12 protein-coding genes are annotated in these 21,399 nt (G+C 37.7%); 9 read left to right on the top strand and 3 right to left on the bottom strand.

The genetic code is table 11. The features are described 5' to 3' along the window. Window positions 1-361: 361 nt before the first annotated feature. Entirely contained in the window at window positions 362-8,311 is a 7,950-nt protein-coding gene (locus LV469_03925; protein ID UHR03447.1) for an S-layer homology domain-containing protein, read from the top strand. A 116-nt stretch (window positions 8,312-8,427) separates the two neighbouring features. Here LV469_03925 and LV469_03920 read toward each other — a convergent pair whose 3' ends face one another. Beyond that, window positions 8,428-10,146, bottom strand: a complete 1,719-nt coding sequence (locus LV469_03920; protein UHR03446.1) for a DUF2207 domain-containing protein — start codon at window positions 10,144-10,146, stop codon at window positions 8,428-8,430. A gap of 132 nt (window positions 10,147-10,278) precedes the next feature. Between LV469_03920 and trxB the strand changes: the two genes are divergently transcribed. From trxB to LV469_03895, 5 genes are all read left to right on the top strand, one after another. After that, window positions 10,279-11,223, top strand: a complete 945-nt coding sequence (gene trxB, locus LV469_03915) for a thioredoxin-disulfide reductase (GenBank protein ID UHR03445.1) — start codon at window positions 10,279-10,281, stop codon at window positions 11,221-11,223. A 134-nt stretch (window positions 11,224-11,357) separates the two neighbouring features. Next, entirely contained in the window at window positions 11,358-12,695 is a 1,338-nt protein-coding gene (locus LV469_03910) for a sodium-dependent transporter (GenBank protein ID UHR03444.1), read from the top strand. A 400-nt stretch (window positions 12,696-13,095) separates the two neighbouring features. Further along, complete coding sequence (locus tag LV469_03905; GenBank protein ID UHR03443.1) at window positions 13,096-14,502, top strand: FAD-binding oxidoreductase; 1,407 nt, start codon at window positions 13,096-13,098, stop codon at window positions 14,500-14,502. 45 nt (window positions 14,503-14,547) lie between these two features. Further along, a complete protein-coding gene (locus LV469_03900) occupies window positions 14,548-14,907 on the top strand; it encodes a CidA/LrgA family protein (GenBank protein UHR03442.1) in 360 nt (119 codons plus the stop codon). After that, complete coding sequence (locus LV469_03895; GenBank protein ID UHR03441.1) at window positions 14,900-15,592, top strand: LrgB family protein; 693 nt, start codon at window positions 14,900-14,902, stop codon at window positions 15,590-15,592. Before LV469_03900 ends, LV469_03895 begins: the two co-directional genes overlap by 8 nt. 128 nt (window positions 15,593-15,720) lie before the next feature. Here the strand turns inward: LV469_03895 and pepD are convergent, their stop codons facing one another. Together pepD and pepT are read right to left on the bottom strand one after the other, a co-directional pair. After that, window positions 15,721-17,130 carry a beta-Ala-His dipeptidase gene (pepD, locus tag LV469_03890; GenBank protein UHR03440.1) on the bottom strand — a complete coding sequence of 470 codons (1,410 nt, stop codon included), beginning with the start codon at window positions 17,128-17,130 and terminating at the stop codon, window positions 15,721-15,723. Further along, the gene (gene pepT / locus LV469_03885) at window positions 17,127-18,344 is read right to left on the bottom strand and encodes a peptidase T (GenBank protein ID UHR03439.1); all 1,218 of its coding nucleotides are present in this window, start codon (window positions 18,342-18,344) and stop codon (window positions 17,127-17,129) included. The genes pepD and pepT overlap by 4 nt, the downstream gene beginning before the upstream one ends. Before the next feature lie 111 nt (window positions 18,345-18,455). On the opposite strand from pepT, the gene LV469_03880 reads away from it, so the two are divergent. The 3 genes from LV469_03880 to LV469_03870 are packed head-to-tail and all read left to right on the top strand — an operon-like array spanning window position 18,456 to window position 21,369. Further along, window positions 18,456-19,658 (top strand): aminoacetone oxidase family FAD-binding enzyme, encoded by a 1,203-nt coding sequence (locus LV469_03880; GenBank protein UHR03438.1) that lies wholly within the window; start codon window positions 18,456-18,458, stop codon window positions 19,656-19,658. Then, window positions 19,655-20,923, top strand: a complete 1,269-nt coding sequence (locus LV469_03875) for an NAD(P)-dependent oxidoreductase (protein ID UHR03437.1) — start codon at window positions 19,655-19,657, stop codon at window positions 20,921-20,923. Before LV469_03880 ends, LV469_03875 begins: the two co-directional genes overlap by 4 nt. Before the next feature lie 35 nt (window positions 20,924-20,958). Beyond that, entirely contained in the window at window positions 20,959-21,369 is a 411-nt protein-coding gene (locus LV469_03870) for an Rrf2 family transcriptional regulator (GenBank protein UHR03436.1), read from the top strand. Window positions 21,370-21,399: the final 30 nt, after the last annotated feature.

Genomic DNA, 21,399 nt, shown 5'->3' with positions numbered 1-21,399 from the left:
TTTTTATGCCTAATATAAAAATATTTTAAAACATAAAACAAAATAGCAAAATTAAATAAAATCATAAATAGGAAAAGACAAGGAGACCATAAGCCCTGTCTTTTCCTATTTTTGCTTTCAAAAAAATTTTTTTGCGGTCAAAAATAGAAGCAGTACACTTTTAAAACGAGCATAAGTGAGTTTTAATCAAAAAAATATATCTATTTACAAAAAATGATATGAAGAAAAAATACAATTTAGAACCTAGACATAGCCTGATGCCTACTTGATATATATATATATATATATATATATAATTTTTTTCAGATAAAACTGTATCTTTGTACCCAAATCTTAACAAGGATAAGAAGGAGTGAAACTTTTGAAAGAAAAATACGAAAAGAAAAAAGAGAAAATATTTGAAGCAAGAAGGCTAGGGAGCATACTTCTGGCCATTATTATGTTAATAGGAGTCTTTCCTGTATCAAGCTTTGCACAGGGTGAACTTATAAATCTTGATCCCTATGATTGTGTAATAATGGATCCATTCGACACAACACGAGAACAAAATGCAGTAAGTGATAATCCAGAGCCTTATTACAGAGCGGCTTCTGGAGAAGTGGGAATATGCTTAAAAAACGAAGGACAACACGACGTAGCTCCTAGTCTAGAAAGAAAATATACTGGAAAGAGGATAAAGATTCCTGCAACTATATATGGCAAAAAAATAGTGGCATTAGGAGCTACTATAAAAAGTAAATATGGTGAAATATGGGGAGGATTCTCTATTATTCCTGAATTTAATGAATCCAGCGGTAATTCTCCACTTTTCCCAGACGTAAGCGAGGCAAAATATCTAAGATATATTGGGCCAGCTGCTTTTTCTTCAGTTTTGAGAATGGATGAGTTGAAGCTCGAAAATTTGAACGAGCTTCAAAGAATTATGAATAGAGCTTTTCATGGATATAATCCAACATACGAACACCAATATATTCATCGTTTGACACTTTCAAACTTGCCAAAGCTTGAGAGTATAGGGTATAAAGCTTTTCCAATGAACAAATTATACAAAGTTACCTTCAGTAATCTGCCGAGTTTAAAAAGAATTGAAGGAAAAGCATTTTCTGAAAATCATATAAGCTCAGTTGATTTCGAAGGGATGCCTAATCTTGAAGAAATTGGAGAAGAAGCTTTCGCAAAAAATCCAATTTCGGGAGACATCGACTTTAGAAATATGACCAAAAATGTGAAACTTGGAAAAAATGCCTTCACTAGCGATAAAATAAAGCATATCTATGTAAAAGATCCGGGAGAAAGTTACAATAATGGATCCTATCCAGGCATGGATTTGGAAAATTCCAAAAAATTGGTATTACATCGAGTTTCATTTAACTTCGAAGCTATAGAGGGGGAAACTCTGCCCGATGCTTTAAAACAGTTAAAGCCAGCTAATTATGGCGTGTACTTTAATCCTGACGAAGGATATTCGGCAAATACAAGTGATAGTTTTGACAAATGGACCGATCAAGAAACTGGAAATGTTTGGAAATTTAATGGTTGGAGTACAAGTAGCAGACCTTTTAAAGGTAATCCGAATAGTATCAGCAAGTATCCAGAAATGAAATATATAGGCAAGTGGCAAATTTCAGCAAAAAAGGAAGAATTAAAAAAGACCCTAGACCGTTACAAGAATATAACAAAAGCAGATGTAATAGCAGATGATGGCTCTAATGTGTTCATGGGAAGGACATGGGTAAGCAAAGCTGTTGACGATGCCTTAAAAGAAGCCTTTGACTCGGCAAAAACTTGTTTCGAAAACCAAAATAGTACGCAAAGAGTTGTAGATGAATTCAAAGAAAAATTAAATAGTGCCTTGGATAATTACAATCCTCAAGCAGGACAAAAGACATACGACAAAAACCCGACCTATGCCAAGCCACAAGGTACAAGCGAAGTAAGCTTTAAGGTGGGAGAAGGGGTAGAATCATTAGCAAATACAGATAAATTCTATGTAAAAAATGGTACAAGCCTACCGGTAGGAGAATTCCCCCAAGCCACAGCAAAAAATGGATTTGGCATAAAGATTTTATGGTCCCCAGCACAAGACACAAGCATAAACAGCGACCAAGTCTTCACGGCAAGTGCTAAAGCATTAGAAAAAACATCTCTAGAAGCAAAAATACAAGAAGCAAACGGGCTACTGGCAAAAGACACCACATCAGACCCAGCTAAGACCCTGCAAACAAAAGTAGCAGAAGCCCAAGCCATGATACAAAACATAGATGCTGGCACAGAAAGAAACCAAGACACAATAGATGCAAAAGCCCAAGACTTAGGCCAAGCCATCCAAGCCTTAAAAGACCTAAATAGCAAAAAAGAAGAAATAAAAACAGCAATAGGAAACATAGAAGGCTTAGAAGCAGACGAAAAAACAACATTCCAAGGTCAAGTTGACAAGGCAAAAAATGCGACAGCAGCAGAAGAAATAAAAACAAAGGCAGAAGCCAAAGGCAAAACCAACAAAGCCTTAAAAGATGCAACAGTAGCAGTAGAAGCAGCAGAACAAGCAAAGACACAAGACAAATATGACGAAGCAAAAGCAAAAGTTGATGCATTAGAAAACAGCAATGAAAAAACAGCTCTTCAAGGACGCTTAACAGAAGTAAAGAAAGCTATTGACGAAAAGAAAGCCCAAGGCGAAGCACAAGGTGCCATAGACGGACTAACAGGCGATAGCATCACAGACAAAAACATAAAAAAAGCTCAAGAGAAAATTAATCAAGTAACAGATCCAGCAAAGAAACAAGAGCTACAAGGAAAACTTGATGAAATCAAAAAACAAAAGGCAATAAAAGAAGCAACAGCATTGGTAGAAGCAGCAGAACAAGCCAAGACACAAGAAAAATATGGTGAAGCCAAGGCAAAAGTAGACGCTCTAGAAAATGGACAAGCAAAAACAGATCTAGAAAATCGCTTAGCAGAAGTAGACAAATACATCAAAGCAGACAAAGCTATCAAAGACCTTGCAGGCAAAAATATAGCAGACGTAACACCAACCGACATAAGCAGCGCAGAAGATCTAATAAAAGCAGTAAAACAAGACTGGAAACAAAGCCTAACAGAACGTCTAAACACCATAAAAACAAATAAAACAGCCTACGAAAAACTAACAGAAGCAACAGCATTGGTAGAAGCAGCAGAACAAGCAAAGACACAAGAAAAATACGACCAAGCCAAGGCAAAAGTCGAAGCCCTAACACAAGGTCAAGACAAAACAAAATTACAAAATCGTCTAGCAGAAGTAGACAAATACATCAAAGCAGACAATAAATTAAAAGAAATCGAAGGCAAGAGCATAGCAGGAGTAAGTAACGACGACATAAGCAGCGCAGAAGGTCTAATAAACGCAGTAAAACAAGACTGGCAACAAAGCCTAACAGAACGTCTAAACACCATAAAAACAAATAAAACAGCCTACGAAAAACTAACAGAAGCAACAGCATTGGTAGAAGCAGCAGAACAAGCAAAGACACAAGAAAAATACGACCAAGCCAAGGCAAAAGTAGACGCTCTAGAAAATGGACAAGCCAAAACAGATCTAGAAAATCGCTTAGCAGAAGTAGACAAATACATCAAGGCAGACAATAAATTAAAAGAAATCGAAGGCAAGAGCATAGAAGGAGTAACTAACGACGACATAAGCAATGCAGAAGGTCTAATAAATACAGTAAAACAAGACTGGAAACAAAGCCTAACAGATCGTCTAAACACCATAAAAGAAAAAGTGGCAGAAGCAGCAGTTACCGCCCTTGAAGGCAAAAAAGGAGCAGTAACAGACAAAGAAATACAAGCTGCTCAAGAAAAAATAGACAAGGTAACAGACACAAACAAGAAAACTGCCCTAGAAGGACGTCTAGACCAAGTAAAAGAAGCGAAAAAGGCAAAAGAAAAAGAAGATAAGGCCCAAGGCGAAGCTCAAAAAGCCCTGGACAAACTAACAGGCGATGACATCACAGACGAAAACATCAAAAAGGCTCAAGAAGAAATAGATAAAGTTACAGATCTTGATAAAAAGAAAGAACTTCAAGAAAAACTAAATCAAATCATAGCAGAAAAAGCAGTAAAAGAGCTTGAAGACAAAAAAGGAAACGTAACAGACGGAGAAATAACAAAAGCCAAAGAAAAAATAAATAATGTAACAGACACAGGCAAGAAAACTGAGCTAGAAGGACGTCTAAACGATGTAAAACAAGCTAAAGAAAACCTTGACAAACTAAACGAAGCAAAAACCGAAGCAGAAAAAGCCATAAACAAATTAGAAAAGTTAGACACTGCAGAAAAAGATGGCTTCAAGACAAGAGTAAAAGCCGCAAGCACAATTGATGATGTAGGCAAGATAGTTCTAGAAGCTCAAAAAGAAAATGCCAAGAAAAAAGTGGCAGAAATAGATGGTTTGCCAACAGATAAAAAAGACAAAGCAAATCAAGCAATACAAGCTGCAAACGATGAAAATGGCATCAATCAAGCAGTAACCCAAGCAGAAGAAGATGCCCAAGCAGCAAAAGATCTAGCAGCAGCAAAGAAAACAGCAGAAGAAGCAAAGACTGCAGCAGAAAAAGCAAAAACTGATGCAGGCACTGCAAAAGATGCAGCTGACCAAGCGAAGACAGCAGCAGACGCAAAAGCAGAAGAAGCAGCAAGAAAAGCACAAGAAGCAAAGGCTGCAAAAGAAGCTGCAGACCAAGAACAAGACCCAGTAGAAAAAGCAAAAAAAGCAAAAGAAGCAAAAGAAAAAGCAGACGCTGCAAAAGAAGCTGCAGACCAAGCAGCAAAAGAAGCAGAAAAGGCCCAAAAAGCAGCACAAGAAGCGCAAGATAAGGCAAAAGAAGCAGCAGAAAAAGCAAAGACTGCAAAAGAAGCTGCAGACCAAGTAGTGCAAAAAGATCCAACAGATCAAGACGCAAAAACAAAGGCCCAAGCAGCAGATCAAGCAAAGACTGCAGCAGACCAAGCAAAAACTGATGCAGACACTGCAAAACAAACTGCCGACCAAGCAAAGACAGAAGCAGACCAAAAAGCAGAAGACGCAGCAAGAAAAGCAAAAGAAGCAGAAGAAGCAAAGAAGGCAGCAGACCAAGCAGCAAAAGACGCAGAAAAAGCAGCAGCAAAGAAGACAGCAGAAGAAGCAAAAGAAGCAGCAGATCAAGCAAAACAAAAAGCAGACGAAGCAAAGAAGGCAGCAGACCAAGCAAAACAAACTGCCGATCAAGCAAAAACTGACGCAGACACAAAAGCACAAGAAGCAGACCAAGCAAAACAAGCTGCAGACCAAGAACAAGACCCACAAGAAAAAGCAAAAAAAGCAAAAGAAGCAAAAGAAAAAGCAGACGCTGCAAAAGAAGCAGCCGAAAAGGCAAAAGAAGCTGCAAAAGAAGCTGCAGAAAAAGCAAAAGACTCACAAGAAAAGGCAAAAGACGCAGCAGACAAAGCAAAGGCTGCAAAAGAAGCTGCAGACCAAGTAGTGCAAAAAGATCCAACAGATCAAGACGCAAAAACAAAGGCCCAAGCAGCAGAAGAAGCAAAGAAGGCAGCAGACCAAGCAAAAACTGATGCAGACACTGCAAAACAAACTGCCGACCAAGCAAAGACAGAAGCAGACCAAAAAGCAGAAGACGCAGCAAGAAAAGCAGGGGAAGCAGAAGAAGCAAAGAAGGCAGCAGACCAAGCAGCAAAAGACGCAGAAAAAGCAGCAGCAAAGAAAACAGCAGAAGAAGCAAAGACTGCAGCAGAAAAAGCAAAAACTGATGCAGGCACTGCAAAAGATGCAGCTGACCAAGCAAAGACAGCAGCAGACGCAAAAGCAGAAGAAGCAGCAAGAAAAGCACAAGAAGCAAAGGCTGCAAAAGAAGCTGCAGACCAAGAACAAGACCCAGTAGAAAAAGCAAAAAAAGCAAAAGAAGCAAAAGAAAAAGCAGACGCTGCAAAAGAAGCTGCAGACCAAGCAGCAAAAGAAGCAGAAAAGGCCCAAAAAGCAGCACAAGAAGCGCAAGATAAGGCAAAAGAAGCAGCAGAAAAAGCAAAGACTGCAAAAGAAGCTGCAGACCAAGTAGTGCAAAAAGATCCAACAGATCAAGACGCAAAAACAAAGGCCCAAGCAGCAGATCAAGCAAAGACTGCAGCAGACCAAGCAAAAACTGATGCAGACACTGCAAAACAAACTGCCGACCAAGCAAAGACAGAAGCAGACCAAAAAGCAGAAGACGCAGCAAGAAAAGCAAAAGAAGCAGAAGAAGCAAAGAAGGCAGCAGACCAAGCAGCAAAAGACGCAGAAAAAGCAAAAAAAGAAGCCGAAGCAAGAAAAGCCATAGGAGATCTATCAAAGCCAGATGCTAATGTCACCGATGCTGCAATAGATGATGCGCAAGAAAAGATAAATCAAGTTACAGATCCTACTACAAAACAAGAACTACAAGGACAACTAGATCAAATAAAAGAAGCCAAGGCTCAACTAGAAGCAGAAAAAGCCTTACAAAAGCTTGAAAAACCAGATGCCAATGTTACAAATGAAGCGATACAAGATGCTCAAGGAAAAATCAACAAGGTAAAGACAGAAGAAAAGAAACAAGGCTATCAAAACCGCTTGAATAAGGTTGTAAAAGACAAAAAAGAAAAAGACGCCCAAGGCGAAGCACAAGGAGCCTTAGACGGACTAACAGGAGCTGACATCACAGGCGAAAACATAAGTAAAGCTCAAGAAAAGATAAATCAAGTTACAGATCCTGCTAAAAAACAAGAACTTCAAGAAAAACTAAATCAAATCATAGCAGAAAAAGCAGTAAAAGACCTTGAAGACAAAAATGGAGCAGTAAAAGGCGAAGAAATACAAGCTGCTCAAGAAAAGGTAGACAAGGTAACAGACACAGGCAAGAAAGCTGAGCTAGAAGGACGTTTAGGTCAAGTAAGACAAGCTAAAGAACGCCTAGACCAAGAAAACCAAAAAAAGGAACAACTAGAAAGATCTAAAGAAGCAGCAAAGGCTAAGGTAGAAGCACTAAAAGAGTTAAACCAAGATGAAAAATCACCCTTCATAACAAGAATAGAAGGGGCGCAAAACGAAAACGACATCAATAGTGCAGTTCTAGACGCTCAAAAAGAAAATGCTAAAAAGAAAATAGCCGCTATGGACAAGCTAGAAGACGGAGAACGTCAAGCAGCAGATGAAGCAATAAATCAAGCTCAAGATGAAAATGCAATAAATGCAGCAGTAGAAGATGCCAATACAAAGCAAACTGAAAGAAAAAGTCTAATAGAATACAAAGACGAAGCAAAACGAAAAATAGAAGCCCTAGACAAGCTAGACCAAAACAAAAAAGATGACTACGAAAGAAGAGTAGACGGGGCAGCAGACAAGGCACAAGTAGATGGCATAGTTCTAGAAGCACAAAAAGAAAACGCCAAGAAAAAAATCTCAGACCTCAACAACCTAAGTCCAGAACAAAGACAAGAAGCAGAAAGAAACATAGACAATGCGAGAAACGAAAACGAAATAACAAACATTGTAGCAGAAGCTTCAGGAAGAAATCAAAACGCACAAGAAAACTCTGTAAACAATAGCTACTCAAGACAACTTCAATTTGGCATAATAATAAGACCGGCAAAAGAAGAAGAAAAGAAAGTAGAAAAGACAGAAGAAAAGAAGGTCGAATTAAGACACAAAGAAGCCTACATCAAAGGATATCCAGACGGAAGCTTCAGACCAAATGGAAAAATAACAAGAGCAGAAGCAGCCTCAATGATAGCAAAACTAGCAGGACTAGACCTAAGCAATAGCAAAAACCCAGGTCTAAAAGACACCAAAGATGCATGGTACAACTCAGCGATAAACGCCATGATAAAGAAAAACCTCATGGAAACAGACGAAAATGGAAACTTCAGACCAGACGAAGCCATAACAAGAGCAGAATTCGCAAGAGCCCTCTTCTATCTAGACAAAGACAACAAAAAAACAACTAACATGAAAGACATAAGAGGACACAAGTATCAAGAAGCCATAGAAAGAGCCTATGCAAACGGCCACATCAAAGGCTACCCAGACGGAAGCTTTAGACCAGATGCAGCCATAACAAGAGCAGAAGCAGTAAAAATCTTAAATCACTTCGACAAAAGAAAAGTTAAGGAAAATAGCTTAGGAAAAGTAAAGAGTGAAATAAAAGGCTTCACAGACTTAAAAGAAAGCCATTGGGCTTACTTTGAAATACTTGTAGCAAGCACATCCTACTCCTATCTATACGATCTAGAAGGATATGCTCTAATATCTAATATAGACAGATAGGCTTAGCTTAAAACTAAATACGAGCCGAGGGGCTTACAAAAAAACTGTTGGAAATAAAATCCAACAGTTTTTTGTATTTAGATATTTAAAAGTAATAAATATACTGGATTAACTTATCAAAAACCACCAGTAGAGCCGCCACCTGTTGCACTTCCGCCTGAGGAGCTAGAAGGTGAAAAGCCTGCGCCGCTTATTGAGTCTGAGCCTGTGAAGCTTCTAGAGATGCTTTCTTGCATGAGAGAATTTCTCTTGCTAGTTACTATCCAATAGAGGGGCAAAAAGCTTGAAGTATTTATAGCTTGAGCTTCTGCAAATTTTAGGTTGGAATCATAGTCCATACCAAGGGCGATTCTATAAAGTAACATTTCTTCCTTGTGGCTTTTTATTAAGTCTATCTCGCTTTCGGCCTTAGCTGTTTGCTTTAGGGCCTTTGCAAGCTTACTCCAATAGTCTAACTGTTCATAGCCGAGAGGTGTGTTGATTGACAAAAAGTTATATGCGAGATAAAGGGCCAAGACAAAGAGAAAGATGCTAGAAGGCAGAGCCTTATAGGATGCTATTGATATTGAAAATCCGGTGTTTGTTATGGCTGCGATTGCAACAAATATGCTAAGGACAGCGTAGATGTAGTGGGATGAGCCTTCTGGTTTTAGGCCAAGATCTGTCAACTCCTCATTAACTGATTTTATCCATGTTGTCATTTTCGAGTAAAAGCTATCGGGGCTTTGAGCTCTTTCTGAGTTTATATTTTTGCTTTCAAACACATCGGAATTTTCAAAGAGTATTTCAAAAAGTTTTTTCTCGTTCTTGGAGATGCCATCGTCTTTGATTTTTTTGAAGATGTAATTTTTTTTCTTTTTATGGCTTTTGGCTGTGATATAATCTTCTTCATAAATTTTGATAAAGCCACGCCTTTCCAAGTCTAAAAGGCTTGCAAAAAGGGCGGGGTTGGCATAGGCAGAACCCTGGGTCAAAAAGCTTGCCAAGCAGGGGGATAGGGGCATGAGGTGGCCGAGTTTTTTGCTGGATGCTTGGGCCTTTTTTTTGATTTTCTTGTATCTGAAAAGAAAAAGGAGCAATAAAAGAGCGAGAAGACCCTGGATGCCGTAGGTCAAGATGATTTTTCTTTCCTCATCTTTTTTTATATTTTTTTCAAGTTCTTCCTTATAGGACTTGATATAGTCTTGTTTTTCTAAGTCGTAGTGATTTTTATAAGTTGTAAAGGATGATTTAGGAAAGATTAAAGAAAATTCCAGAGCCTTGTTTTTGTCTGCTTCTCTTGTCGAAAAGCTCAAGTCATTTTCTGATTTGAAATCGAAATTTGAAAGGGTCTCTACCTTTTTATCAAGACCTTCTAGATGAATTTCACAGCTGAAATTTTTTACTTTATCCTTGGTCTTGTCATAAACTCTGTATTTTAAAAAATCAAAGTCTTTGCCAGTGTTGATGGTGTTTTTAATTTTGTAATCATATTTTACTTGAAAGGTATTTTTGCCCGGTTTGAAAACTTTAATTTTTATTTGCTTGTCATCTTTACTTAGAGAAAATACGTCCTTGTCGCCTTTTTTGGGCTTGTCTGCAAGGCTTATTTCTTTTCCGTCTACACTTATAGATACGAGGTCAAACTCCTCCTTAGGATTGACATTTAGAGTCCTAAAAACACCGTTTAAATAGCCTTTGGGATCATAGTCTATACTTTCTATCACATGAAGGGTGCCAGACCTATCTAGGCTTATTTTGGAGTCCCAATTTTCTAAGCTGAGGCAATAGGCTGGGCTCATAAAAATAAAAATTGCTAACAGGCTTACATATATAAATCTAATTAATTTTTTCATACTTCCTCCTTAATTTATGATATCATCTATAACTCAATTAGAAAATTGTTTTTAAAATTTTTGTAAGGGTAATAATAAAAGTATTAAAGCAAGCAGATTATTTTATTACTTATATTTTCATAGGAGGAATACATGTACGATTTAATTATAATTGGAGCAGGGCCTGGTGGACTAACAGCCGCCATGTATGCGTCAAGGGCAAAACTCAAGACCTTAGTTTTGGAAAAGGCTGTCGAAGGAGGACAAATTTCCGGGACTGCTGAAGTTGAAAATTATCCGGGCATTGAATTTATAGACGGCATGAGCCTTGGAAGTGTCATGAAGGATCAGGCTGTGAAATTTGGAGCGGAGTTTGAATATGCTACTGTGGAGCAGGTAGATTTGGATGGCAAGGTTAAGAAAGTCATGACTGATGGGGAGACTTTTGAAACTAAGACGATAATTATTGCAAGTGGAGCTGAGCCAAGACAAATGGGTGTTGCTGGAGAAAAGGAATTCAAGGGAAGGGGAATTTCTTATTGTGCGACTTGTGATGCTGCCTTCTACCAAGATTTGCCTGTCTATGTAATTGGCGGAGGAGATTCTGCAGTTGATGAGGCGCTTTTTATAGCCAAGTTTGCAAAAGAGGTCTACATCGTGCATAGAAGAGATGAGCTAAGGGCTTCTAAGGACTTGCAAGATAGGGCCAAAAATACAGCTAATATCAAGTTCATTTGGGACAGTGTTGTTGAAGAAATAAGGGGCGACAAGATTGTAGATGAACTTGTACTCAAAAATTTAAAGACTGGAGAAGTAACTCATATTTCTGGCAAGGAAGAACCTTTTGGAGTTTTTGTCTTTATTGGAAATGTAGCCCAAACAAAGCTTGTGGAAGGAAAGCTCAAGCTAGACAAGGGCTATATAGTAACTGATGATGAGATGAGGACAAATATAGATGGGGTTTATGCAGTGGGCGATGTAAGAAAAAAGACTGTTCGCCAAGTGGTTACTGCCGCAGGAGATGGAGCTATTGCCGCAATAAACGCTCAAAGATATATAGACAGTATGGAGGGGACTCTCTACGAAGGCTTAAAATAAGTTAGACTATCCACCGATTTGCTTCGGTGGATTTTTTTATTTTAAGACTTGAGTAAGTTTTACAAAAAATACTTTACTTCATGGGTTTAATGTAATAAAATACAGAGAACATTATTTTACTGTGGAGGATATGGATGAAGAAGAATTTGTTTAAATCAAAGTGGGGTTTTATACTTACTACGGTAGGATCTGCTGTGGGCATGGCAAATGTGTGGGGCTTTCCATATATAATGACTCAAAATGGCGGGGGTGCCTTTATAATTGTATATTTGTTGTTTATTTCGCTTTTTTCTTATGTGGGTCTTTCTTCTGAATATGCTGCAGGTAGATTTGCATCGACTGGCACCTTGGGTGCTTATGAAAAAGTTTGGGGTCAAAGAGGCCTTGGAAAATTCGGAAAGGCACTTGGATTTTTGCCGCTTTTAGGGTCTTTGTGCATTGCCATAGGATATGCTGTAATAATTTCCTATGTGTTTAAGTCCTTGTGGCAAGCCTTGACCGGAAGTCTTTTCCAAGTTGTGCCCGAAGATTGGTTCGCATCATTTTCGCAAAATAATTTTTCGGTTATTAGCTATCATTTTTTGGTTATAGCCATCACTCTTTTGACTTGCTTTAAGGGGGCGACTTCCATAGAAAAGGCCAACAAAATTATGATGCCCTTATTTTTTATTTTATTCGTAATTTTAGCTATTAGAGTTTACTTTTTACCGGGAGCTATCGCAGGTTATGCTCATATGTTTAAACCAGATTTTAGTCTTTTAAAAGAGCCAAATGTATGGGTAAGAGCCATGGGTCAGGCCTTTTTCTCCTTGTCCATAACGGGCTCGGGGATGATAGTTTGCGGGGCATACTTGCCCAAAAACGAAGATATAGTCTCGGGAGCTAAAAAGACAGCTTTTTTTGACACTCTTGCTGCCATGGTCGCTGCTCTTGTCATGATACCAGCCTTGTTTTCATTTTCTGAAAATCCTCAAGGGGGGCCAGGACTTTTATTTGTAACTTTGCCGAATATCTTGAAAAGTATAGAAGGGGGCAGAATCTTTGCCATATTTTTGTACTTGGCTGTGCTTTTTGGGGGGATATCTTCCCTACAAAATATGTTTGAGGTAGTTTGCGAGTCCTTGATTCATAATTTCAAAGGACTTACTAGGCCCAGGGCTCTTGTTCTTATTGGACTTATAACCTTTTTGCCGGGTCTATTTATGGAACCAATAGGAGGCGTAGCCGGTGCAATAATGGGAGGCTGGGGACCTTGGATGGATCTAGTTTCTATTTATATAATTCCTTTGGGAGCAAGTTTTGGCGCTTTTTCATTTTTCTGGATAATGAAAAAGCAAGATCTCTTGGAGGAAATAAACACCGGAGCTAAAAAAAGAGCAGGGAATTTTTGGTACTATTTGGGAAAATATGTATATGTACCCGCTGCCATAATCCTTTGCTTTATTGCTCTTTATTTTAAGATTGCATTTTAAGCAGGGAAATGTTTGCAAAAAAATTTTAAAGATATTTATACGTTTAAAAAGGCTAGATGTAGATATTTTTTATCTTTGTCTAGCTTTTTTTAATTAATTTGATGTCTTTACTTTTCAAAATCATAGAAATATAATATGTATAGATATAAATACGTTTTCATAATTTTATAAATGCAGCTTGATATTTGAATATATAGCATAAATTTGGGGATTAAATTGCTTAAAATTTTGAGCATTTTAATATATATGAGCATATTTTCTAACTTGTAAAAACAAAGATAATTTTGGCGCCTAAATTTTACTAAACTGTTTTTGCTAAAATTGTTTTTGGATTTTATTTAGGGGAAGATTTGTTCTATGCAAGATTGTTTCATTTGTTGACAAATCTAGGAGGGAAAAAATGTTAAACAAGGTAAATGAAGAAGTCGTTGCTAAGATTCAAGAAGTTGTTTCCGGTAAAGTATATTTTGGGGAAACTATAAATCCTGACTATTTCAGAGATGAAATGCCGATTTATGGTACAGCAAAACCGGATGTGGTAGTAGATGTACATAGTGCTGAAGAAGTTTCAGCAATAATGAAAATTTGTAATGAGTATAAGGTTCCAGTATTAGCAAGAGGAGCTGGATCAGGTATCGTAGGCGCAGCAGTAGCACATAGCGGCGGTGTTATGCTCAATATGCAAACTTTCAACAAAATTTTAAGTTATGATTTGGATAATTTCTTGGTTACAGTTGAGCCAGGAGTGCTTTTGGAAGATTTGGATCAAGATGCAAGGAAAAGAGGATTTTTCTATGCACCTGATCCTGGCGAAAGATATGCAACCTTGGGTGGCAATGTTTCGACAAATGCTGGTGGTATGAGAGCTGTAAAATATGGTACTACTCGTGATGCTGTTCAAAGTATCGAGATGGTTCTGCCAACAGGTGAAATTATGGAATTTGGCGGTCACACCAGAAAGACATCTTCAGGCTATAATATCAAGGAACTAATCGTAGGTTCAGAAGGTACTTTGGGAATAATAACTAAACTTACATTAAAGATTTTGCCAGTGCCACCATATGATTTATCTTTGGTTGTTCCTTTTAAAACTTTAGACGATGCTGCAGCAGCAGTGCCTAAGATTTTCATGGCTCACATCCATCCTCAATCATGTGAATTTTTGCCAATTGATATGGTTTTATTTAGCGAAGAATACCTTGGAAGGACTACTTTCCAACACAGTATTGACGGACAAGATATAGGCGCTTATTTGCTTATAAGATTTGACGGCAACAATGAAGATGAGCTCATGGAAATTGCTGAAAAGACAGCAGAAGTTTTGATGGAAAATGAAGGTCTAGATGCATTTATAGCTGATACACCTGATAAAAAGGCTCAAGCATGGGCTGCCAGAGCTGCTATGTATGAAGCACTTGTTCAACAATTCAAATTGCTTGATGAATGTGACGTTGCTGTTCCAATTTCAAAAATACCTGAATTTATGGACACAGTTAAAGAATCTGCAAAGAAATATGATTTCTATGTTCAATATGTAGGCCATTGCGGAGATGGTAATATCCACGTATTTGCAGTTTCTAACGACATGGCAGAAGATGAATTTAAAAAGCAAGTAGATGAATGGATGTATACTCTTTACACCAAGGCTTATGCTGTTGGCGGAGTCCTTTCTGGTGAACATGGAGTTGGTTCAGGCAAGAAGAAGTTCCTTGAAGAATACGAAGGAAAAGACAAAATTGAATTAATGAGAAGAATTAAAAAGGCATTTGACCCTAACGGAATTTTGAATCCTGGTAAAGTAATATGAGTTTTAGGGGGAGCGATCCCCCAGACTTGTTTTGGAGGAATGGATATGAAAAATTTAAAGGGTTTGACGATAATATTTTTGTGCCTATTTCTTGGAGATGTCTGCAGAAAATTAATTGATTTTCCCATCCCGGGTGTTATATATGGGATGTTTATTTTGTTGGTTCTAATGCTTGCAAAGATTGTGAAATTAGATGATGTGGAGTCGGCTGCTCATTTGCTTTTAGAAAACTTAGCTTTTTTATTTGTTCCAATAGCTGCTTCTCTTATGAATTCTATGGATATTTTGGGCGAGCATCTGCCAAAAATATTAATTATAACTATAGTTTCTCTATTTATAACCATGGGGGTTTCTGCAAAGGTAGTAGAACTTGTTCAGAAATTAAGGGGGGCAAAAAATGGCTGATCTTATAAAAATGCCTGTGTTTGGCATTCTGCTTGCTCTTATTATGTACATGATTGGGATTCAAATAAACAAGAGGGTTAAATCACCTCTTACAAATCCACTTTTGATGGGCATGATACTAACTATAATTTTCTTGAAAGTGACCAAGATACCCTACGAGGATTTTAATGTTGGGGGCTCATACATAACTTTTTTAATTGCGCCTGCAACAGTTGCCTTGATTATAAATTTGTACAAAAATTTTAACTTATTTATAAAAAATATTGTGCCGGTTATGGCGGGAGTCATATCAGGGGTTTTGACTTCTGTAGTAAGTGTTTTTGTTTTGAGTAAATTATTGGGACTCGATCAAGTTATAACTATATCCATAGTGCCAAAGTCTTTGACAACTGCAATCGGAGTTGCGATTTCTGCTGAGTATGGTGGCATCCAAGCTGTAACTGTGGTTTGCATGGTTGTTTCTGGAATCGGCGGGGCTGTCATAGCTCCGAGTGTAATGAAGATTTTAAGAGTAAAGGATCCAGTTGCTCAAGGAGTGGGAATAGGAACTGCATCCCATGCTGCTGGCACATCAAGGGCCATTCAAATGGGAGAAGTACAAGGCGCTATGAGCGGTCTTTCGATAGCTTTGGCAGGCTTTGTTTCAGTTTTAATCTTGCCTTTCTTGATAAAACTTTTGGCATGATGAAATTAAAAATTTAATAACTTTCCCATAAGATTATAATTTTATATAAAAATTTTTATGGGATTATAAAAAAGGCTTTGACAGAGATGTCAGAGCCTTTTTGTATTGTTAGGTGAATTTTTTAATTATTATTTGAGTCTTTGAAGAAGTTTTTTAGTGTAGTCATAGACTCTTTCTACAGAGGAGACTTCCATGTATTCCTTGGGCGTGTGAGCGTGTCTTATATTTGGTCCAAAGGAGATGATATCCATATGGGGGAAGGTTTGTGAAAATACGCCACATTCTAGTCCACCATGGGTTATGGAAATTTTCATGTCTTTTTTAGTTTCTTCTTTATATAAATTCATGGCTAGATCTTTTAGACGGGAATTTCTATTGTATTCCCAAGTCGGGTAATCGCCCTCCCAGACAAAAGATACTGAATATTTTTCAGAAGTTTTATTTAATTTGTCGTCTAGTTCTTTTAGCTTATCTAGTTTTGCAGATCTTTCCAAATTCAAAATTTTAAATCCTTGGTCAGTTTTTCTTATGATTGCAAGGTTGCAGGAACATTCCAAGAATCCTTCTTGCATCTTGGAGTAAAGCCCGGTGTATAAGTCTAAAAGATATCCCAAAAGCCTTTTAGATTCTTCTTTTGTGAGGGCAGTCTTTTCTGAACTTGCTTCGATATTAAAAATTAGTTCTCCATCAAGATTTTTAAATTCGCCTTTAATTTTATTTATGCCGGCTTCGATTTCTGCAAGAAAGCCTTCTTTTTTGCTTGCAAGTGTTATATAGCCGGTATTTGGTATGGCATTTTGCTTTGTGCCTGCTGAAAAGTCACAGATTCTTATATCATCCAATTCACAAGCAAGCTTGGCTAAAATTTTGATGGCATTTCCTCTTGGTTTGTCAATTTCAACGCCAGAATGTCCGCCCAAAAGTCCCTTTAGAGAAATTTTATAGGCACTTTCATTGCTTAAATTTTCAAAGGTGCTTTTAAATTCAGCCTTGTAAAGTTTGCCTCCAGCACTTCCGAGAGTGAGTTCACCTTCGTCTTCAGAATCGATATTTAAAAGAAATTTAGCCTTCAAATCGGATGACTTTAAGTTGTTGGCACCCTTCATGCTCGTTTCTTCTTCGACTGTGAAAAGACATTCCAAGGCAGGATGGTCTAGGCTCTTATCTTCTAGAATTGTCATTGCCATTGCAAGGGCTATGCCATTGTCAGCTCCTAGGGTTGTTTTATCGGCATGGACTAAGTCCTTATCCAGTATATTTTTTATGGGATCTTTTAAAAAGTCGTGGCAAGAGTCGGAAGTTTTTTCGCAGACCATATCCATATGACCTTGGATGCAAACTGGGTCTGAGTTTTCATATCCCTTAGAAGCCTGTTTTCTTATAATTATATTCATGACATCGTCTTGGACTACTTCAAGACCTAAATTTTCGCCAAAAGCTTTCAAGTAATTGGAAATTTTTTCTTCATTTCCAGATCCTCTGGGTATGTCGGAAATATTTTTAAAGTGCTGCAAAATTCTTTCTATATCTGTTTTCAATTCACTTTCCTCGCATTTTCTAAAATTTTAATCATAAGCTCCTTGCCTTTTTGCATGGATTCGGTTGGGATAAGCTCATAGGGACCATGGTAGTTATAGCCGCCTGTGAAGAGGTTTGGACAGGGCAGACCCTTAAATGAAAGACTTGCTCCGTCAGTACCACCTCTGATGGCTGTGACCAAAGGTCTTATACCTATATCTTGCATGGATTTTTTGGCAAGCTCTACAATATGGATATTTTTTTCTATAATTTCTCGCATATTGTAGTAGGAATCTTTGATACTTGTCTTTATGAGATTTTTGTATTTTTTATTCAACTTGTCTGTCAAATCTTTTATGAAGCACTTTTTGGCTTCGAATTTTTTTCTGTCGTGGTCTCTTATTATAAGCTCAATGCAAGTTTTTTCAACAGTGCCAGAGACTTCTAAAACGTGGTAGAAGCCTTCGTAGCCTTCAGTTGTTGAGGGCCTTTGGTCTTTTGGTAGATTTTCTATAAATTCTGATGCGATAAGAAGAGAATTTACCATGATGTCCTTGGCAGATCCGGGGTGGATGTTTACTCCGTCAATTTCAACTCTTACAGCAGCCCCGTTAAAATTTTCAAATTCCAATTCGCCTAGGGGACCTCCATCAAAGGTATAGGCAAAATCTGCCCCAAAGCCATCCACATCAAAAAGATCGGCGCCTCTGCCGATTTCTTCATCAGGAGTAAAGGCTATGCAAATCTTCCCATGCTTAAATTCTTGGTCTTTTACAATTTCACTAAGAGCTTCTAATATAATCGCTATACCAGCCTTATCGTCGGCTCCTAAGAGGGTGTTGCCATCGCTTGTAATTATCTCTTGACCTACTAGATCATCTAAGAAGGGGAAATCATCTCTTTTGATTATTCTTTCTGATTTTAGCTCGATATCTCCTCCTTTATAGGTGAAGACTTGAGGATTTACATTTGTGCCAGAAAAATCGGGCGCTGTATCCATATGAGCTATAAAACCTATTGCGGGTATATCCTCTTCGCAATTTTTTTCCAAGTGGGCATAGACATAGCCATTTTTATCCATATAGGCATTTTCAAGTCCCAGCTCATGGAGTTCTTTTAGCAAAAAATTCCCCAAATCTTTTTGCTTTTCTGTCGAGGGACAAGTGTCACTTTTAGGATCTGATTGAGTGTCAAATTTTACGTAATTTATAAATCTTTTACTTATGCTGTTCATCTTTTCCTCCTTTTGTAATAATATTACATCAAATGCTAGAATAGTTAAACATTGGGACAAATAAGATTTTCTTGTTATAATTTAGAATATGAAAAAAGAGAAGGTAATAGTATGCTAATTGGAATTATAGGAGGCGGGCCTGCCGGCATTATGGCTGCCCTGCAAATAAAAAACCACAAGCTAATAATGTTTGAGAGAAATGACAGGATAGGCAAAAAACTTCTTGCAACAGGCAATGGACGTTGCAACTATACAAATGTAGATATAAAAGCCAAGCACTATCATGGTGAGCAGGAAGGGTTTGTGGAGCCTGCCTTGGAATATTTTGACAACGAGGCTCTCATAGAATATTTTAAGAAAGAGGCAGCCCTTTCATCACTCGAGCTTGAGAGGGGCAAGATTTATCCTAGAACCTTGAAAGCGTCGACTCTTTTAAATATTTTTTTGAGACTTTTAGAAAAAAAGGGTGTAGAAATTAAAACTGACCACTACTTAAAACAAATAAAAAGAAAGGGCAAGGGCTTTTTGTTGTTTTTTAAGGATAGAGAGCCTTACTATGTAGATAGGGTGGTCTTTGCTTGTGGAGGAATGAGCATGCCCCAGTCCGGCTCTGATGGCAACGGATATAAAATTTTAAAAGATTTTGGCCATAGGGTTACGGATTGTTTTCCGGGGCTTGTTCAAATAAAGCTTGATTGTCCATATTTAAAACACATATCGGGAACTAAGGTCCAAGGTCGGGTCAGACTTTTGGCAAACGAGAATTTGTTAGCTGAAAAAGAAGGGGATTTGCTCTTTACTGACTATGGAATTTCTGGACCACCTATATTAGATATTTCAAGAAAAGTAGGAGAAAGAATATTAAAGGAAAAACTCAAAATAGAGATGCCTCTTATAAATAATTTGGATGACAAAACTTTAGAACTTTTGAGAAATTCTCTAGACAGCAATAGATTCAATCTAGATGAGATTTTAGAGGCCTTCATAGACAAAAAATTTATAAAGCTTGTAAAGGAAACTTTGAAAAAAATGCATTTTTCAAGTAAGCAATTTAATGATAAAATTATAGAAACACTTTGCAAGTACACTTTTGATGTTGTCGGACTAAATTCTTTTGGCCAGTCACAGATAACTTGCGGAGGCATAGCTACTGAGGATATTGATAAGAGCAATATGCAATCGAAATTGGTAAAGGGACTTTATGTGATTGGTGAGGTCTTGGATGTGGATGGAGATTGCGGAGGATACAATATCCAGTGGGCGTTTTCATCAGCTGCTCTGGCAGCGAAGTCTTTATCCGAGGAGGATATATGAATTTTTTGAATAAAGAGTTGAAAAAATTTGGAATTATAAATGTTTCCATAGTGGGAGCAGGCATGATGGGCAGATCACTTTTTGCTCAGATTTTAGATTTAGAAAATTTTAACCCGTCTTGCTTGTGCTCTAGAAGAATAGAGTCGGTAATTGAAGTATTTGAATCTTTGAAAATAAAAAATTACAAGATTTGCAAAAGTAAAGACGAAGCTGAAAGAGCTCAAAAAGATGGCTTCATAGTGGGAACCGACAAGGTGGAAATAGCTGCAAGTCTTTCTAGTGTTCATGTTCTTGTTGATTGCACAGGAAATGTGGAAGCTGGAGCTCAAATGAGTCTTTTGGCAATTGAAGCTTGCAAGGATATAGTGAGTCTAAACGTAGAGATGGATGTAATCGTAGGCCATGAATTAAAAAGAAGAGCCGAAGAAAAAGGACTTGTGTATTCTGGCTCTTATGGAGATGAGCCGGGAGCTATAAATGAGATTTATGACTTTGCCAAGTTTGTCGGATTTGAAGTTTTGGCTCTTGGAAAAGGAAAGAACAATCCACTAAAAGTCGATGTTACACCAGAAGATTTAAAAGCTGAAGCCGAGTCTAAGGGCTTGTCGGCAAGGATGCTTACATCTTTTGTAGATGGAACTAATACCATGATCGAATTAAATGCGATTGCAAATGCGACTGGATTTTTGCCTGATAAGTTGGGATGCCATAATATTGAATCGGGTATAGAAGATTTGTGCGATAAGATGTGCTTGAAGGAGGAAGGAGGAATTTTAAATTCTTATAAGGTCGTAGATTTTGTAAGGGGAATTGCTCCTGGAGTCTTTGCCATTGTGAGGGCTAAGAATAAAGTTATAGACAGGGAAATGAGATATTTGCAAATGGGCAAGGGCCCTAACTATGTCCTATATCGCCCCTATCATTTAACAAGCATCGAGACACCGGTTTCTATTGCCAAGGCCGTTGTTTTAAGACAGGCCTCCATAGAACCGATAGCAGATGAGCCGATAGCAGAAACGGTTTGCATAGCCAAGAAGGACATAAAAAAATCTGAACTTATTGAAGGCATAGGAGGCAGATCCATTTATGGTAGTCTTGAAAAATATGAGCTTGCAAAAGAAAACTCCTATGTTCCAATAGGACTTATAAATGAAAAAACTTATGCTAAGAGGGATATAAAAAAGGGGACTGTTCTGACAAAAGATGATGTAATTTTGGATAAAGATTCCCTAGTTTATAAACTGAGCAAGAGAACATTTGACTAAGAAAAAATATTATAATAAAATGGGTAGGTGAAAAAGTGCGAATAACCAGAGAAGTTGATTATGCTTTTAGAATAGTTTCAAATCTGGCGCGGTCTAAAAATAATGTAGTTGCAGCTCCTCAAATTGCAGATGAGGAGGAGGTTCCTTTGAGATTTACCTTGAGAATTTTGAGGAAATTAAATCAAGCCGGAATAACTGACTCTATAAGGGGTGCCAGGGGCGGATACAAACTTAAAATGTCAAGCCAGGATATAAGTCTTTATGATATTATTTTGGCTGTTGATGGACCTATTATAGTGAACAATTGTTTAGATGGTGAGAATCCGGACTGCTTGAGAAAAAATAAGCAAAACGGTAGAGACTGTAAATTTCACAACAAGTTGGCATCAATACAAAGTTTGATAATAGAACAATTTTCAGATGCCAAAATAATTGATTTTATATAGGACTTACAGAAAGACGGAAGCGATTACTTT

This window comes from Peptoniphilus sp. GNH (assembly GCA_021307325.1).
Classification (GTDB): domain Bacteria; phylum Bacillota; class Clostridia; order Tissierellales; family Peptoniphilaceae; genus KA00134.
The sequence above is the reverse complement of the archived record's forward strand: the minus strand, read 5'-3'. Positions and strand labels throughout refer to the sequence as shown.

Bases quoted from the DNA above. Each gene is read 5' to 3' on its own strand.
- LV469_03875 (UHR03437.1), top strand. From the start codon at position 19,655: ATGAATTTTTTGAATAAAGAGTTGAAAAAATTTGGAATTATAAATGTT.
- LV469_03920 (UHR03446.1), bottom strand. From the start codon at position 10,146: ATGAAAAAATTAATTAGATTTATATATGTAAGCCTGTTAGCAATTTTT.
- LV469_03880 (UHR03438.1), top strand. From the start codon at position 18,456: ATGCTAATTGGAATTATAGGAGGCGGGCCTGCCGGCATTATGGCTGCC.
- LV469_03905 (UHR03443.1), top strand. From the start codon at position 13,096: ATGTTAAACAAGGTAAATGAAGAAGTCGTTGCTAAGATTCAAGAAGTT.
- LV469_03910 (UHR03444.1), top strand. From the start codon at position 11,358: ATGAAGAAGAATTTGTTTAAATCAAAGTGGGGTTTTATACTTACTACG.
- pepT (UHR03439.1), bottom strand. From the start codon at position 18,344: ATGAACAGCATAAGTAAAAGATTTATAAATTACGTAAAATTTGACACT.
- trxB (UHR03445.1), top strand. From the start codon at position 10,279: ATGTACGATTTAATTATAATTGGAGCAGGGCCTGGTGGACTAACAGCC.
- LV469_03900 (UHR03442.1), top strand. From the start codon at position 14,548: ATGAAAAATTTAAAGGGTTTGACGATAATATTTTTGTGCCTATTTCTT.
- LV469_03895 (UHR03441.1), top strand. From the start codon at position 14,900: ATGGCTGATCTTATAAAAATGCCTGTGTTTGGCATTCTGCTTGCTCTT.